Source organism: Pseudomonas sp. TH34 (assembly GCF_016650865.1).
GTDB classification, from domain to species: Bacteria; Pseudomonadota; Gammaproteobacteria; order Pseudomonadales; family Pseudomonadaceae; genus Aquipseudomonas; species Aquipseudomonas yamanorum.
The window spans coordinates 201693-217116 of the sequence record NZ_JAEKFB010000032.1; the positions used below are offsets into that span (position 1 = coordinate 201693).

Annotated in this window: 13 protein-coding genes; 12 read left to right on the forward strand and 1 reads right to left on the reverse strand. The window is 63.4% G+C overall.

Translation table 11 applies throughout. The features are described from left to right. The first annotated feature begins 66 nt into the window (after positions 1-66). From JFU58_RS25155 to JFU58_RS25165, 3 genes are all read left to right on the forward strand, one after another. The gene (locus tag JFU58_RS25155) at positions 67-1455 is read left to right on the forward strand and encodes an amidase (RefSeq protein ID WP_201142658.1); all 1389 of its coding nucleotides are present in this window, start codon (positions 67-69) and stop codon (positions 1453-1455) included. Between the two features lie 93 nt (positions 1456-1548). Then, the gene (locus JFU58_RS25160; RefSeq protein WP_242488328.1) at positions 1549-2901 is read left to right on the forward strand and encodes a citrate-proton symporter; all 1353 of its coding nucleotides are present in this window, start codon (positions 1549-1551) and stop codon (positions 2899-2901) included. A gap of 101 nt (positions 2902-3002) precedes the next feature. After that, positions 3003-4349, forward strand: a complete 1347-nt coding sequence (locus JFU58_RS25165) for an OprD family outer membrane porin (protein WP_177025974.1) — start codon at positions 3003-3005, stop codon at positions 4347-4349. 9 nt (positions 4350-4358) lie between these two features. Here JFU58_RS25165 and JFU58_RS25170 read toward each other — a convergent pair whose 3' ends face one another. Beyond that, on the reverse strand, positions 4359-5261 hold the full coding sequence (locus JFU58_RS25170) for a LysR family transcriptional regulator (protein WP_063028932.1): 903 nt from the start codon (positions 5259-5261) through the stop codon (positions 4359-4361). A 983-nt stretch (positions 5262-6244) separates the two neighbouring features. Here JFU58_RS25170 and JFU58_RS25175 point away from each other — a divergent pair. The 9 genes from JFU58_RS25175 (at position 6245) to JFU58_RS25215 (ending at position 15407) form a co-directional block, all read left to right on the forward strand. Beyond that, entirely contained in the window at positions 6245-7015 is a 771-nt protein-coding gene (locus JFU58_RS25175) for a FadR/GntR family transcriptional regulator (RefSeq protein ID WP_003215747.1), read from the forward strand. A gap of 96 nt (positions 7016-7111) precedes the next feature. After that, entirely contained in the window at positions 7112-8314 is a 1203-nt protein-coding gene (locus tag JFU58_RS25180) for an ABC transporter substrate-binding protein (protein WP_003215749.1), read from the forward strand. Positions 8315-8381: 67 nt separating this feature from the next. After that, positions 8382-9242 (forward strand): branched-chain amino acid ABC transporter permease, encoded by an 861-nt coding sequence (locus JFU58_RS25185; RefSeq protein ID WP_003215751.1) that lies wholly within the window; start codon positions 8382-8384, stop codon positions 9240-9242. Between the two features lies 1 nt (position 9243). Then, positions 9244-10254 carry a branched-chain amino acid ABC transporter permease gene (locus JFU58_RS25190; RefSeq protein WP_177045853.1) on the forward strand — a complete coding sequence of 337 codons (1011 nt, stop codon included), beginning with the start codon at positions 9244-9246 and terminating at the stop codon, positions 10252-10254. Next, positions 10251-11000 carry an ABC transporter ATP-binding protein gene (locus tag JFU58_RS25195; RefSeq protein WP_177072199.1) on the forward strand — a complete coding sequence of 250 codons (750 nt, stop codon included), beginning with the start codon at positions 10251-10253 and terminating at the stop codon, positions 10998-11000. Before JFU58_RS25190 ends, JFU58_RS25195 begins: the two co-directional genes overlap by 4 nt. Continuing rightward, positions 11000-11695 (forward strand): ABC transporter ATP-binding protein, encoded by a 696-nt coding sequence (locus JFU58_RS25200; RefSeq protein WP_008430585.1) that lies wholly within the window; start codon positions 11000-11002, stop codon positions 11693-11695. Before JFU58_RS25195 ends, JFU58_RS25200 begins: the two co-directional genes overlap by 1 nt. Positions 11696-11708: 13 nt before the next feature. Continuing rightward, the gene (locus JFU58_RS25205; RefSeq protein ID WP_177072200.1) at positions 11709-12980 is read left to right on the forward strand and encodes a Zn-dependent hydrolase; all 1272 of its coding nucleotides are present in this window, start codon (positions 11709-11711) and stop codon (positions 12978-12980) included. After that, complete coding sequence (locus tag JFU58_RS25210) at positions 12977-14380, forward strand: amidase (RefSeq protein ID WP_201142659.1); 1404 nt, start codon at positions 12977-12979, stop codon at positions 14378-14380. Before JFU58_RS25205 ends, JFU58_RS25210 begins: the two co-directional genes overlap by 4 nt. Before the next feature lie 163 nt (positions 14381-14543). Beyond that, positions 14544-15407, forward strand: a complete 864-nt coding sequence (locus JFU58_RS25215) for a LysR family transcriptional regulator (protein WP_008430591.1) — start codon at positions 14544-14546, stop codon at positions 15405-15407. Positions 15408-15424: the final 17 nt, after the last annotated feature.

Sequence of the window (15424 nt, forward strand, 5' to 3'; positions counted from 1 at the left end):
GGTTTATATAGTCGTTCCTACTGCAACCCGCCATGAGCCAGCCGGCCCATCACAAGGAAGCGTTCGATGACTGACCTGCATACCCTTACGGCCGCCGAACTGTTGGCGCAATTTGCCAGCCGGCAACTCGCGCCCATCGACTACTACGACCAGCTCCTGGCCCACATCGACCGCTGGGAGCCGCAGATCAACGCGCTCTATGCCTTCGACCCGCAACAGGTACGCCAGCAGGCCCAGGCCTCCACCGAGCGCTGGAACAAGGGCCAGCCCAACGGTGCCCTCGACGGCGTACCGGTGACCCTCAAGGAATTGATCGCCACTGAAGGTGTGCCTATCCCCCTCGGCAGCGCCGCCACCCGACTGACCCCGGCCCTCAGGGACGCACCGCCCGCAGCCCGTATGCGTGAAGCAGGCGCGATTATCCTGGCCAAGACCACCAACCCGGATTTCGGCATGCTGTCTTCCGGCCTGTCGAGCTTCCACGGCATCACCCGCAATCCGTGGAATACCGCCAACAACACTGGCGGTTCCAGCTCCGGTGCCGCCGCTGCAGCCGCCGCCGGTTACGGCCCGCTGCACGTGGGCACCGACATCGGCGGCTCGGTGCGCCTGCCTGCCGCCTGGTGCGGCCTGGTGGGATTCAAGCCGACCCTGGGGCGCATTCCCATTGACCCGTATTACACCGGCCGCGCCGCCGGGCCCATGACCCGCACCGTCGACGACTGCGTGCTGCTGATGCAACACCTGGCCCGCCCCGATGCCCGCGACGCCACCAGCCTGCCGCCACTCGCCACCCAGTGGAGCAACCAACCGTTGTCGGTCAAGGGCCTGCGGGTCGGCCTGATGCTCGAGCCTGGCGTGGGCATGCAGCCTGAAGGCTTCGTGTGTGAAGCGGTGGAACACGCCGCACGGCTGTTCGAAGCCCATGGCGCCAAGGTCACGCTGATCCCGCCGATCATGGACCGGGCACAACTCGACGGCCTCGATCATTTCTGGCGCGCCCGGCAGTGGGGCGACTTGTCCGCGTTGAGCAGCGAGCAGTTCGACAAGGTCTTGCCGTATATCCGCGACTGGGCCGCGCCAGGCGCCGAGATCAGTGGCGTACAAGCGGTGAAGGGTTTCAACCAGACCTTCGAGATGCGCCGCCGCGCCGCGCAGGTGTTCACCGAACTCGACCTGGTGCTGTCCCCCACCAACCAGGTCAACGCCTTCCCGGCCGAGTGGCCTTCACCCAGCAACAACCCGCAACTGCCGTTCGAGCACATTGTGTTCACGGTGCCCTGGAACATGGGCGAACAACCGGCGCTGTCGATCAACTGCGGTTTCGCCGCCGATGGCATGCCTATCGGCTTGCAGATGATCGCCCCGCGTTTCGCCGATCAATGGCTGCTGCAAATCGCTAAAACCTACGAGAGCTGGCGTGGCGCAATCCACCACTGGCCGAATCCTTCCTGACTTTGACGCTGTAAGAACTGCCCACCCACACGCCAGCTCCGGGCCTACACGGCCGGGAGCTTGGACGACCTATAACTAAATCGAGGGGCTGGTATGCACACTGAGCAATTGACACGATCCGATCCTGATCACGCACCCGAAACACCGTCCCCGGACGCCGGCAAAAAGAGCATTTTTGCCGTGGTCCTGGGTAACGCCGTGGAGTTTTTCGACTTTGGTGTGTACGCAACCTTTGCGGTGATGATCGGCCACACGTTTTTTCCGTCCGACAGCGCCTTCGTCAGCTTGATGCTGTCGGTCACCGCGTTCGGTATCGGCTTTATCGTCAGACCACTGGGCGCGGTGCTGATCGGCGCCTACGCCGACCGCGTCGGGCGCAAACCGGCTATGCTGTTGACCCTGGTGATGATGGCCGTGGGCACCGGCAGCATCGCGATATTGCCCGGCTACGAGACCATCGGCATCGCGGCGCCGATCCTGCTGGTGCTCACCCGCATGATCCAGGGCCTGGCCTGGGGCGGTGAAGCCGGCCCCGCCACCACCTATATCCTCGAAGCGGCGCCGCCCCACAAACGCGGGACGTACGCCTGCTGGCAAGTGGTTGCCCAGGGCGTCGCGGCCATGGTGGCCGGGCTGGTAGGGTTCACCCTGACCAAAGTCATGTCCCCGGAAGACCTCAACAGCTGGGGCTGGCGCGTACCCTTTGTGTTCGGCCTGCTGGTATTGCCGATCGGCATCTACATCCGTCGCAACCTCGCCGAAACCTTCCACGGCCACGGCGAGCAGACCAGCACCGGCGACTTGGTGCGGGAAGTCTGCGGCAAGCACCGACGGGCATTGGTACTGGGGTTGCTGATCCTTTCCGGCAGCACCATCACCCAGTACTTCCTCAACTACATGACCACCTTCGCCCTCACCGAGCTGAAGCTGCCCACCAGCATCTCCATGCTCTCGACCCTGGTGGCCGGCGCCGCCATGGCCGTGTGCGCGGTGGCCGGCGGCATGCTCTGCGACCGCTTCGGGCGCCGGCTGATCCTGATCACACCGCGGGTGGTGTTGCTGCTGATCCTGTTCCCGGCCCTGCAACTGATGACCGAACACCCCAGCCCGGCGACCTTCCTGCTGACCCTCGCGGTACTCTCGGGCCTGCACGGCATGAGCGGCGCGGCGTTGATCGTGCTATTGGTGGAAAGCTTCCCGAAATCCGTGCGTTCCACCGGTTTCTCCATCGTCTACGCCTTCGGTGTGGCAGCGTTTGGCGGCACCGCGCAGATCATTATCACCTGGCTGATCGGCACCACCGGCGACCCAATGTCACCGGTCTGGTACCTGTTGATCGCCAACCTGGTGTGCCTCACGGCCGCCTGGTTCGCCAAGGAAACCCGCCCGTCGCTGCCCGGCAGCCCGGCCCGCGAAACCCGGCTCACAGAAGCTTCGGTTCGCTGAATACCTTTTCCCACTGTCCCGCGTCTTTTCGCCACCGACCGGCAGCACCTGAGGGTCTGCCGGGACGGTCGCCTTACGTCTGATTTGTATGGGGATTTACCATGTATTCACGTCTTTTACTGGCCGTCACCCTGGCGTCCAGCACCCAGGCTTTCGCCCAAGAGAACGCTCAAGCCAGCGCACCGGGCTTCCTCGAAGGCAGCACCCTGGACCTGAACCTGCGCCACTACTATTCCAACCAGCACACCAAACGCACCACCCACCTGAGCATCAAGAAAGCCGGCGGCGTCGAGCCCACCCGCGTGCGCGAAACCTGGGTCCAGACCAGCATGCTCAAGTACAGCTCCGGCTACACCCAGGGCCTGATTGGCGTGGGCGTGGATGCGGGAATCTTCAGTGCGGTCAACCTGGAGCGTGGCCACGGCAAGGTGGCCAATGGTGGCGACCGAGTGCTGGTAGACGGCGACGGCGATGCGATTCCCACCTGGAGCCGCCTGGGTGTGGGCGACGTGCGTTTGCGCCTGTCCAGCACCGAGATCAAGGCGGGCCGGCTGATGACCGACAACCCGATCCTGCGCTACAAGGACAACCGTGCCCTGCCCTCCAGCTTCCAGGGCGTGGGCCTGTTCAGCAACGAATTCGACTGGCTGTCGGTGCAGGGCGGCAGCTTCGAGCGGGCGATCCCGCGCACCGGCACCGGTGCCGAAAAGCTCACCACCACCTTCGGCAACCGCGCCTACAGCGGCGCACGCATCAGCTACCTGGGGGCCACGGTCAAACCGGGTTACGGGCTGGAGGCCAGCGTCTACGCGTCGCGCTTCGAAGACATGTGGGACCAGACCTACGTCGGCCTGACCCACCGCATCGGCGACAAAAGCGACATCGCCTTAAAGACCGCCTTCAACTACTACCACACCAGCGATTCGGGGGACAAAAACCTCGGCTACATCGACAACAACGCCGCCAGCCTGGCCTTCACCGCCACGCACCTGGCCCACAGCCTGACGCTGGCCTGGCAGCAGGTGTTCGGCAACGAATACTTCGACTACGTGTGGGAGTCCACCGGCAACTACATGGCCAACTCGCTGTACTCGGACTACAACGGCCCCAACGAAAAATCCTGGCAACTGCGCTACGACCTGGACTTCGCCGCCTACGGCGTGCCCGGCCTCACCGCCAGCCTGTGGCACGCCAAGGGTTGGGACATCGACGGCACCCATTACGACGGCGACCGCAACGGCCACAACACCGGCTACAACGTGCGCAGCCTGGATGGCGCCAAGCACAACGAAAACGGTTTGATGGTGGCCTACGTAATCCAGTCCGGCACCCTCAAAAACACCGTACTGCGCACCATCGTCTACAACCACCGCGCCAGCGGCGGGCAGATTGACGGCAGCTACGATGAGTTCCGCCTCGTCGCCAATGTGCCGATCAACATCTTCTGAGGCTCAGGCTCAGTTCAGCGAACAACGCTGCATCGCCCCTGCCAGCATCTCCTGGCACTTGAGCACCGCCACCGAGCGGGGGCGGTTGCGGTACACGCAGAGGTCGATGCGGATGCGGCCGAGGTCTTCATCGGCGATCGGCACGGCGACCAGGCCGTCGCCCAAGTCCCGTACGTCTGCCTCGACCTGGGGCAGAATCAGCACCGCTGCCCGTTGCCGGGCCAGGCTCTTCTGCACTTCCAGGGAGCTGGTGGTGAACACGGGTTCGAGGGTGACTCCGCGTTTTTTCGCGGCCACTTCCAGGGCCTGGCGCACGCCGTAGGCCGAGTCGGGAATCGCCAGGGGCTGGCCTTGCAGTTCGCTCAATTCGATGCTTTCGCGTTGGGCGAAGGGGTGTTCGGCGCTGACCAGCACCCGGTGCCACAGCTGGCAATGGGCAGTGACTTCGACGTCGGCGCGTTCTTGCAGGTAGAACGCCAGGCCCAGGTCTGCCTCGCCGCTGCACAGGGCGTCGAGGGTGGCCGATGCACTGGCGATTACGATGTTGAAGGTGACCTTGGGATGGGCGCGGTAGAAGGTGGCGAGTACCGGGGCGAGTACGGTGGAAACGATACTTTCTGACACATGGATGCTGATGTTACCGGCCACCTGGCTTTGGCGGCTGGCGATGACTTCGCGTACCTGGTCGAGGCCGCGCAGGGTTGAGGTGACTTGTTCGGCCAGGCATTCGCCCTCGGCGGTGAGGCGGATGCCGCGGGGGCCGCGTTCAATAAGGGCGGCGCCGAAGAAGTGTTCCAGGTGTTCGATCTGGCGGCTGACAGCGGTTGGGGTGACGTATAGACGTTCGGCTGCCTTACGCAGGGAGGCGCAGCGGGCGACCTCGTGGAAATATCGCAAGGCGCGTAGTTGCATGGGGGGTGCTCCTTTTTTGGGGTTGGGGTTTGGGGGGTACGCAATTACTGCGCCATGCATGTGTACATATCCGTTGCTGCGGTAACGGCGGCTTATGGTTCCGCTCTTACAGCGGCTCACTTTGGAAAAGCCCCAAAGTAAGCAAAGGGCTCTGCCCCGCCTGTCGGCGCCTCGCTTAGGCTCGGCGTTCCCTCACTCCGGCATTGCTCCGCGGGCCGCCGCGACGGGCCATCCATGGCCCGGCGCGGCTAAACCGGCGTCCTGCCGGTTTACCCGCTCCGCAATACCTGCGTTCGGCCTCGGGCTTATTGGGGCAGTCAGATCAAAATCAAAAGCAAGAGCACAGCGGCCTACCGGCCGGCTTGAGTGTTAAAAGCAAAGGCAAGATCCAGAGCGAAAACCAAATCTGAAGCTGATGCAGCTCTGCTTTTTTGTGGGAGCTGGCTTGCCTGCGATGCAGACAACTCGGTTTTTCAGATACACCGAGGTGATGCCATCGCGGGCAAGCCAGCTCCCACATTTGGACCGTGCCCGCTTTAGATTTTGATTTTGCTCTTCAACACTCAAGCCGGCCGGTAGGCCGCTGTGCTCTTGCTGTTGATCTTGATCTTAGGCGCCCCGTTAAACCACGCTGGCCGAACGCAGGCTTTGGAGCGTGGGTAACCCGGCAGGACGCCGGGTTAGCCGCGCTGGGCCAAGGATGGCCCATCGCGGCGGCCCACGCTCCAAAGCCGGAGTGAGGGCACACCGAGCCTAGGCGAGGTGCCGAGTGGTGGGGCAAGAGCGTTTTGCTTACTTTTGCGCTCTTCAAAAGTGAGCCGCTGTAAGAGCGGAACCATAGGCGGCCGTTACCTAAATAACGGATATACACACCCCCACCATTTACGACCCATCCAAACCAAAAACGACCCCCTCCGTTGACGCCCCACCCCAAACCCCTATTAAGTACTATTAATGCGCATTAATAGGATCAATCACCCACCATGCTAAGCCGCCCATTGCGCCGCAAACGCCAGAAGCTCTCCGACGTGATCGTCGAGTCGGTCAAACGCTCAATCGTCACCGATGCCCTCAAGCCCGGCGACCGTTTGCCCACCGAACGCGAACTGATGGAAAGCTTCCAGTGCTCCAAAGGCTCCGCCCGCGAAGCCCTCAAGGCGCTGGAAGTCGAAGGCCTGGTGAACACCCGCACCGGCCCGAGCGGCGGCGCCTATCTCAACCAAGCCGGCACCGAACCCGCCAGCCGCGCCCTGCGCAACTACCTGCACTTCCAGCACCTGGACGGCGAGCAGGTCTACCAACTGCGCAAAGTCATCGAAGTCGAACTCGCCGTCTCCGTGCTGGGCCGCCTGAGCGAAGACGACTACCGCGCCCTCCAGGACAACGTCGATTTTTGCAGCGCCCCCGAAGACAGCGAAGCCGGCCAACGCGAACAACGCATCGCCGAACTGGAATTCCACAACCTGCTGGCCAAGGCCTGCCCCAACCCGCTGCTGAGCTTCATGGCGCAATTCCTCAACGACCTGCTGCGCGACCTGGTCGTCCTGAAAAAAGCCTACAAACCCAAGCGCAAGCAATTCGACGCCGCCAACCTCGACTACCACAAGCAACTGCTGATCGCCTTCCGAGCCGAAGACGAAGCCACCGTACGCAGCCTGATGCACGAACACATGTGCGACGCCGAACACCACATGACCGCCCTTGAAGGTGAGGTCAGCCCGCACTTTCTACTGGAGTTCGATCACAACCACTGACACCCCCCAACCCCCAATAAAAGGCCTGCCCACAGGCCGTGCTCCACCGTATCGCCATTGCCACTCCTGCCAATAACTAATCCAGGGAGTCACCCCATGCAGCGTCGTACGTTGTTGAAAGCCAGTCTCACCGCAGCCGCCGCCCTCAGCCTCCCGCTGAGCGTGCGTTCTGCATTCGCCGCAGAGCCCTTTACCTTTTACGGCCTCAAGTCCATGTCTGGCGCCTTTGCCAGTTATGGCAAATTTGCCGACATGGGTTCACGCCTCGCGGTGGAACAACACCCCGAGCTGCTCGGCCGCCCGCTGGTCTACAAAGTGATCGACACCGAAGGCAACGCCGGCAAGGCCGTGCGCAAGGTCCAGGAAGCGATCCAGCAGGACGGCGCACGCTTTTTCCAGGGCTGTACCCTGTCGTCTTCGGCACTCGCGGTGGCCAAGGAAGTGAGCAAGGCCGGTGGCGTGTTCATGACCCCGGTGGGCGCCGATGAAGTCACCGGCAAGGACTGCAACAGTGCCACCTTCCGCTGGTCGGTACCCACCTACGGTGCGATCCGCGAGACCCTCGTGCCGCTGATCAAGCTGCTGCCCGACGCCAAGCGCTGGTACACCATCACCCCGCAATACGTATTCGGCGAAGCCCTGCTCGAAGGCGCCAAATCGGTGCTGGCCGAGCATGGCCTGGAACACGCCGGCAACAGCTACCACTCGCTGCAGGAGCAGGAATTCTCCGGCTACCTGACCAACGCAATCGCCGCCAAACCCGACGTGCTGGTGCTGCTGAACTTCGGCAGCCAGTCGTCCAACACCCTGCGCCAGGCGGTGAACTTCGGTATCAAGGAGCGCATGAAAGTGCTGCTGGTGTGGTCCGCCGGCCTAGATCAGTTCCAGGAGCTGGGCAGTGACGTATTGGAAGGCGTGTACCTCGGCGCGCAGTACTGGCATCAGGTCGACACCCCGCTCAACCGCGACCTGGTGAAACTGACCAAGGCCAAATACGGCATCAACCCCACCTACCCGCTGGCCGCTGACTACATCAGCACCAAGGTCATGCTCGAAACCATCATCTCCACCGGCAGTTTTGACGGGCCGACCGTGGCCAAGGCCATGCAGGGCCTGAGCTACGAAGGCCCCACCGGCAAGGAGTCGATCCGCGCCGGCGACCATCAGGTGATCAAGGATTACTACCTGCTGGTGGGCAAGGCCGCCGGCGACATGGCCGACAAGGATGACCTGGCCAAGGTGCTCAGCTCCGGCCAGTCGTTCCCGCCGGTGGAAGCCACGGGCTGCGTGCTCGGCTGATCCGCTGAAAATCTACTGGTGACACAGCGCAGGGCCGCTCATGCGGCCGCCTGCCGAGGGTTCCTGCATGCTTAATCTTTACCTGTTCCAGATTCTCAACGGCCTGGGCCTTGGGATGATTTACTTCCTGATCGCGGTCGGCTTGACGATCATTTTCGGCCTGCTGAACTTCGTCAACTTCGCCCACGGTGCGTTCTTTTTGCTGGGCGCCTACATCTGCTACACCGCCGTCAGCCTCACCGGCAGTTTCTGGCTGGCACTGCTGATTGCGCCGCTGGTGGTGGCCGCGCTGGCCTGGGTGATCGAGCGATTATTGATCCAGCGGATTTATCACTTGCCGCACATGTTCCAGATCCTGGTAACGCTGGGCATCGCCCTGATCATCCAGGAAGCCAGCGTGATGATCTGGGGCCCGGTGGGCAAAAGCGTCGCCGTGCCGGAATTACTGCGCGGGGTACTGGTGGTCGGCGATTTCGTCTACCCCTACTACCGGCTGTTCCTGATCGTGTTCTCCGGCCTCGTTGGCCTTGGCCTGTGGCTGCTGCTGGAGCGCACGCGCTTCGGCGCCCTGGTGCGCGCCGGCAGTGAAAGCACGGAAACCGTGTCCCTGCTGGGCACCAACATTTTCCGCCTGTTCTCCATGACCTTCGCCCTCGGCGTGGCCCTGGCCGGCGTTGCCGGTGTGCTGTTCGCGCCGTTGCGCGGCGCCCAGCCCTTTGTCGGCCCGGAAATCCTCGGCGTGGCCTTCGTGGTGGTGGTGATTGGCGGCATGGGTTCCTTCAGCGGCGCACTGGTCGGCGGCCTGTTGGTCGGCGTGGTGCAAAGCCTGATGACCACACTCTGGCCCCAGGGCGCGAGCCTGATGATCTACGGCGCAATGGCCGTGGTGATTCTGGTGCGCCCTTACGGCCTGTTCGGGAGAGCCTGACATGAGCGAGAAAAATCCCCTGCCGTTCGCCAAAACCCAGTCGCGCTACATGCTGCTGTTGGTGCTGGCGGTATTGATCGGCTTACCGTTGATTTTGCCCTCGGCGACCCTGGCCACCGAGATCCTGATCTTTGCCATGGCGGCCCTCGCCTGCAACCTGCTGCTGGGTTACACGGGGCTGCTGTCGTTCGGCCAAGGCATCTTCTTCGGGGCCGGCGCCTACTGCGCGGCGTTGCTGATGATCCACCTGCAACTCGGCCTGTTCAGCGCATTGCTGGGCGCTGCGGTCGCCGGTGGTTTCCTGGCGTTTCTGGTGGGCGCCCTGGCGATCCGCCGCACCGGCATTTACTTCGTGATGCTGACCCTGGCCTTCAGCCAGATGGCCTACTTCGTCGCCTACACCCTGAGCGACTGGACCGGCGGCGACAACGGCCTGCTCAGCGTGCCGCGCCCGGAAATCCGCATCGGTGACACGGTGCTGTTGTCCCTCACCGATGCCCGCGCGTTCTACGGGTTTGTCGCGGTGCTGTTCCTGCTGATCTTCATCGGCGCGCGCCGGGTGATCGCCTCGCCATTCGGCAGCACGTTGATGGCGATTCGCGAAAACGAAACCCGCGCTTCAGCCATCGGCTACGACACCCGCCACTTCAAGATACTGGTGTTCGTACTGTCTGGCGCCGTGACCGGGATTGCCGGGGCGCTGTACGCGATGCTGCTGCACTTTGTGCCGCTGTCGAATATCGACCTGGCGATGTCCGAGAACATCCTGATCATGACCATCGTCGGCGGCACCGGGTCGCTGTTCGGCTCCTTGCTGGGCGCCGGCTCCATCGTGCTGCTGGGGGACTTCCTGTCTGACCTGTGGCCGCGCTGGCTGATGCTGCTGGGGGTGATTCTGATCCTGGTGGTGATCTTCATGCGCGGCGGTTTGTGGGGCGGTTTGTCGACCCTGTTCGAACGTGTGCGCGGCAGCCGCAAGGCCGACGTTGTGACCAAGGAGAAGCTGTCATGAGCATCCTGTTGGAAACCAAAAACCTGGAACTGGCCTACGGCGCATTCCACGCGGTGAACGGCGTCAACCTCAAGGTGGAAGCCGGCACCATCCACACCATCATCGGCCCCAACGGCGCGGGCAAGACCAGCCTGTTCCACTGCCTGACCGGCGAGCGCCAGGCCACTGCCGGGGCGATTCATTTCGACGGCAAGAACCTGATGCGTAAGCCGGCCCACGGCCGCGTCGGCCTGGGCATGGCCCGCTCGTTCCAGCTCACCAGCCTGTTCCAGAACCTCAGCGTGCGCGAGAACCTGCGCCTGGCCGCCCAGGGCCGCGACGGTGCCCGCGCCCTGAACTTCTGGCGCCGGGTCGACAGCAAGCGCGAACACCTGGAGATGGCCGACCATGTGCTGGAACGCCTGCAACTCACCGCCCGCGCCGACACCCTGGCCGGCGAGTTGTCCCACGGCCAGCAACGGGTGCTGGAAGTCGGCATGTCGATCTGCTCCAAACCCAAGCTGCTGATGCTCGATGAACCCACCTCGGGCATGGGCATCGACGACATCCCGATCATGACCCAACTGATCAGCGACCTCGGCCGCGACCATACCGTGCTGTTGATCGAGCACAACATGAGCATCGTCATGTCCATCAGCCAACGCATCACCGTGATGAGCCACGGCCAGATCCTGGTGGAAGGCACACCGGAATTCGTGCGCGCCGACGAGCGCGTGCGCACCGCCTATTTGGGAGAAGCCGCCTGATGCTGACCGTCGACAATATCCATTCCTACTACGACAAGAGTCATGTCCTTGAGGGCGTGTCCCTGACCGTCAATCCCGGCGAACTGGTGACCCTGCTGGGGCGCAACGGTGCCGGCAAGACCACCACCTTGCGCAGCATCCTCGGGATTATCTGCCCGCGCCAGGGCCAGATTCACTTCAATGGTCAGCCACTGGTAGGGCAGAAAATCTTCGAAATCGCCCGTCAGGGCCTGGCACTGGTACCGGAGAACCGCGGGATCTTCCGCCTGCTGACCGTCGAGGAAAACCTGCGCATCGCGGTGCGCAAGACCAGCCGCTGGCAGATGGAAGACGTGTACGGCATGTTCCCGCGCCTCAAGGAGCGCCGCAAAAACGCCGGCCACGCACTGTCTGGCGGCGAGCAGCAGATGCTCGCCATCGCCCGCGCCCTGCTCAACGATCCGAAGCTGCTGATCCTCGATGAACCCACCGAAGGCCTCGCGCCGGTGATCGTCGACGAGCTGGTAAAGATCCTGCGCAAGGTCAAGGAAGACGGCCTGCCGGTGCTGCTGGTGGAACAGAACCTGATGGTCTGCGACAAGCTCGCCGACCGCCATTACGTCCTCGAACAAGGCCGCGTGGTGTACGAAGGCAGTGCCGAAGCCTTCCGCGCCGACCCGACGATCAAGAACCGTTACCTGGCCCTGAGTGCCTGACCGGAGACTGCTGATGAATAGTTTTGCGCAACCGCTCCAGAGCAACGCCCCGCTGATCAACCGCGACCGCCTTTGGCAATCGTTGATGGACCTCGCCCGCCTGGGCGCCACGCCAAAAGGTGGCGTATGTCGCCTGGCCCTCACCGACCTTGACCGCCAGGCCCGCGACCTGTTTGTGCAATGGTGCGAGGCGGCCGGGTGCAGCGTCAGCGTCGACGCCATCGGCAATATCTTTGCCCGCCGCGCCGGGCGTAATCCGGCACTGGCGCCGGTGATGACCGGCAGCCATATCGACACCCAGCCTACCGGCGGCAAGTTCGACGGCTGCTATGGCGTGATGGCCGGCCTGGAAGTGATCCGCACCCTCAACGATTTGAACCTGGAGACCGAAGCGCCGATTGAAGTGGTGGTGTGGACCAACGAAGAGGGCTCGCGTTTTCCGCCGTGCATGATGGGTTCCGGGGTATTCGCCGGTAAATTCGACCTGCAGGAAACCCTCGACAAACAGGACGAGCACGGCCTGTCAGTGGGCGCCGAATTGCAGCGCATCGGCTATGCCGGTTCCCGTGCGGTACTGGGTCATCCGGTAGGCGCCTATTTCGAGGCGCATATCGAGCAAGGCCCGGTGCTGGAAGACCAGGCCACCACCATTGGCGTGGTCATGGGCTGCCTGGGCCAGAAGTGGTTCGACCTGACCTTCACCGGCGTCGAGGCCCATGCCGGCCCCACGCCGATGCACCTGCGCAAGGACGCCTTGGTAGGCGCGGCGCAAGTGGTCAGCGCGGTGAATCGCATCGCCCACGAACAACAACCCCATGCCTGCGGCACAGTCGGTTGCCTGAGCCTGCATCCAGGCTCACGCAACGTGATTCCCGGCCAGGTGCACATGACCATCGACCTGCGCCACCTGCACGCCGACAAGCTGCAAGCGATGGTCGACGAAGTGCGCCAGGTGATCGAAGCGACTGCCGAGCAACACGGGCTGAGCTTTGAACTGACGCCTACCGCCGACTTCCCGCCGCTGGACTTCAACCCCGCCTGCGTCAACGCCGTGCGCGAGGGTGCAAGCGCTCTGGGCCTGAGCCATATGGACATCGTCAGCGGCGCCGGGCATGACGCGATCTTCGTCGCCGAACTGGGCCCTGCCGGGATGATTTTTGTGCCATGCGAAGGCGGCATCAGCCACAACGAAATCGAAAACGCCGCGCCGGATGACCTGGCGGCGGGCTGCGCCGTGTTGCTGCGGGCCATGGTCAACGCGGCGCAAGGAGGGAAAGCGGCATGACGGATATCGCCAACCTGACCGCTGTTGAGCTGCTGGCTCTCTATCGGGATAAACGCCTGTCGCCGGTGGAAGTCACCGAAGACGCATTGCTGCGAATCGAACGCTACAACCCGGCGGTCAACGCCTACTGCCACGTCGACCCGGAAGGCGCCTTGAACGCGGCCCGAGCCTCGGAACAGCGCTGGCTCAAGGGTCAGCCGTGCGGGGCGCTGGACGGTGTGCCGGCGTCCATCAAGGACCTGACGCAGACCCTCGGCATGCCGACGCGCAAGGGTTCGCGCACCACCTCCGCCGAGGGCCGGTGGGAGGTGGATGCGCCCTTCTCGGCCTTCATGCGCAAGGCCGGCGCGGTGCTGCTGGGCAAGACCACCACGCCGGAGTTCGGGTGGAAAGGCGTCACCGATAATCCGTTGTATGGGATTACTCGCAATCCGTGGGACACGCGCATGACGGCGGGCGGTTCGTCCGGCGGTGCCGGTGCGGCGGCGGCCTTGAACCTGGGCGTGCTGCACCAGGGCAGCGATGCCGGTGGCTCGATCCGGATTCCCTGCGCATTCACCGGCACCTTTGGCATCAAGCCGACTTTCGGTTATGTGCCGCAATGGCCGGCCAGTTCAATGACTATTTTGTCTCACCTGGGGCCGATGACCCGCACCGTGGAAGACTCGGTGCTGATGCTGCAAACCATCGCGCAACCAGACGCGCGGGACGGTTTGATCGGCGCGCCCCGGACCACGCCATGGTTGCAGGCTGGGGCTGACTTGAAGGGCCTGCGTATCGCCTATAGCCCGAACTTCGGTTATGTGGACGTGGACCCGCAAGTGGCCAGGGTCGTCGCCAAAGCGGTCGAAGGCCTGGTGCAGTTGGGTGCCCATGTTGAGCAGATTGATCCGGGGTTCAGTGATCCGCTGGAGGTGTTCAATACCCTGTGGTTTGCCGGTGCGGCGCGCCTGGCCGGGCCGTTAAGCGATGCGCAACGGCAACTGATGGACCCGGGGTTGCTGCGCATTGCCCGACTGGGCGAGCAGATCAGCCTCAGTGACTACAGTGCGGCGCTGGAAGCACGGGCTGCGCTGGTGGCGCGCATGGCGGCATTCCATGAACATTACGATGTGCTGGTTTCGCCGATGATGCCGATCACCGCGTTCGAGGCCGGGCATAACGTGCCGCCGGGCTCGGGCCTTGGGGAGTGGATGGAATGGACGCCGTTTACCTATCCCTTCAACCTGACCCAGCAACCGGCGGCGTCGGTGCCGTGCGGGTTGGCAGCGAATGGGTTGCCGGTGGGGTTGCATGTGGTGGGGGCGCGGTTTGCGGATGAGCAGGTGCTGAGAGTTTGCCAGGCGTATGCCAAGGCTTTTCCAACCGAGCACCTGCAAGCCCCAAAAACCCCAACCTGAAATGCAATCAAACTGTGGGAGCGGGCTTGCTCGCGAAGGCGGTGTGTCAGTCACCGGATATCTTGACTGACACACCGCCTTCGCGAGCAAGCCCGCTCCCACATTTTTGTCCGTATTCCAATCATCAACCCCTACAATGCCTCCTATCATCCAAGGGGGTTTCATGGACATCGAACTGGCACGCACCTTCCTCGAAATCACCCGCTGCGGCAGCCTCGCCGCGGCGGCCGAGAAGCTGCACGTCACCCAGACGGCGATCACCGCCCGCGTCAAGAACCTCGAAAGCCAGCTCAACAGCACCCTGTTCGTGCGCAACCGCGCCGGTGCGCGCCTGACCCCGGACGGCGAGGCCTTTGTGGTCTACGCCAACCAGCTGGTACAAACCTGGGAAGCCGCCCGCCGCGACCTGCCGTTGCCCGATGGTTACCGCAACGTGCTGCACATCGGTGGCGAAGTCAGCCTGTGCAACCCGTTGATGCTCGGCTGGGCCCAGGCCTTGCGTGAACACATTCCCGGTCATGCCCTGCGCACCGAGATTCGCGAGGGCGAGTACCTGTTGCGCCAACTGGAGCTGGGAGTGCTGGACGCTGCACTGGTGTTCCAGCCGCAATACTGGCCGGGGTTGCAGGTGGAGCAGGTGCTGGAAGAAAAACTGATCCTGGTGCAGCTGGCGGCCCGGCCCGAGCCCTACGTGTACATCGACTGGGGCCAGGGCTTCCGTCAGCAACACGACGCGGCCCTGCCGGACAAAGCCCGCGCCGCCCTGAGTTTCAATCTCGGGCCGTTGGCCTTGCAGTACATCCTGGAGAATGGCGGCGCCGGGTATTTCCGTACGCGGGTGGTGCAGAGCTACCTGGACAGCGGTGTGATGGAGCGGGTGCCCAAGGCGCCCGAGTTCAGCTTTCCAACGTACCTGGTGTATTCCCGCGAGCGCGACTCGGCGGTTTTGCAGCAGGCGCTGGGCTTGCTGCGGGCGGTGGTGGAGGCGGAAAAGGATTGGTCGCAGCGCTGGGATCCGGTGATTTGATCCCGTGCACATGGTAG

Excerpts from the sequence above, each read along its gene's own strand:
- JFU58_RS25155 (WP_201142658.1), top strand. The coding sequence starts at position 67 with ATGACTGACCTGCATACCCTTACGGCCGCCGAACTGTTGGCGCAATTT.
- JFU58_RS25160 (WP_242488328.1), top strand. The coding sequence starts at position 1,549 with ATGCACACTGAGCAATTGACACGATCCGATCCTGATCACGCACCCGAA.
- JFU58_RS25165 (WP_177025974.1), top strand. The coding sequence starts at position 3,003 with ATGTATTCACGTCTTTTACTGGCCGTCACCCTGGCGTCCAGCACCCAG.
- JFU58_RS25170 (WP_063028932.1), bottom strand. The coding sequence starts at position 5,261 with ATGCAACTACGCGCCTTGCGATATTTCCACGAGGTCGCCCGCTGCGCC.
- JFU58_RS25175 (WP_003215747.1), top strand. The coding sequence starts at position 6,245 with ATGCTAAGCCGCCCATTGCGCCGCAAACGCCAGAAGCTCTCCGACGTG.
- JFU58_RS25180 (WP_003215749.1), top strand. The coding sequence starts at position 7,112 with ATGCAGCGTCGTACGTTGTTGAAAGCCAGTCTCACCGCAGCCGCCGCC.
- JFU58_RS25185 (WP_003215751.1), top strand. The coding sequence starts at position 8,382 with ATGCTTAATCTTTACCTGTTCCAGATTCTCAACGGCCTGGGCCTTGGG.
- JFU58_RS25190 (WP_177045853.1), top strand. The coding sequence starts at position 9,244 with ATGAGCGAGAAAAATCCCCTGCCGTTCGCCAAAACCCAGTCGCGCTAC.
- JFU58_RS25195 (WP_177072199.1), top strand. The coding sequence starts at position 10,251 with ATGAGCATCCTGTTGGAAACCAAAAACCTGGAACTGGCCTACGGCGCA.
- JFU58_RS25200 (WP_008430585.1), top strand. The coding sequence starts at position 11,000 with ATGCTGACCGTCGACAATATCCATTCCTACTACGACAAGAGTCATGTC.
- JFU58_RS25205 (WP_177072200.1), top strand. The coding sequence starts at position 11,709 with ATGAATAGTTTTGCGCAACCGCTCCAGAGCAACGCCCCGCTGATCAAC.
- JFU58_RS25210 (WP_201142659.1), top strand. The coding sequence starts at position 12,977 with ATGACGGATATCGCCAACCTGACCGCTGTTGAGCTGCTGGCTCTCTAT.
- JFU58_RS25215 (WP_008430591.1), top strand. The coding sequence starts at position 14,544 with ATGGACATCGAACTGGCACGCACCTTCCTCGAAATCACCCGCTGCGGC.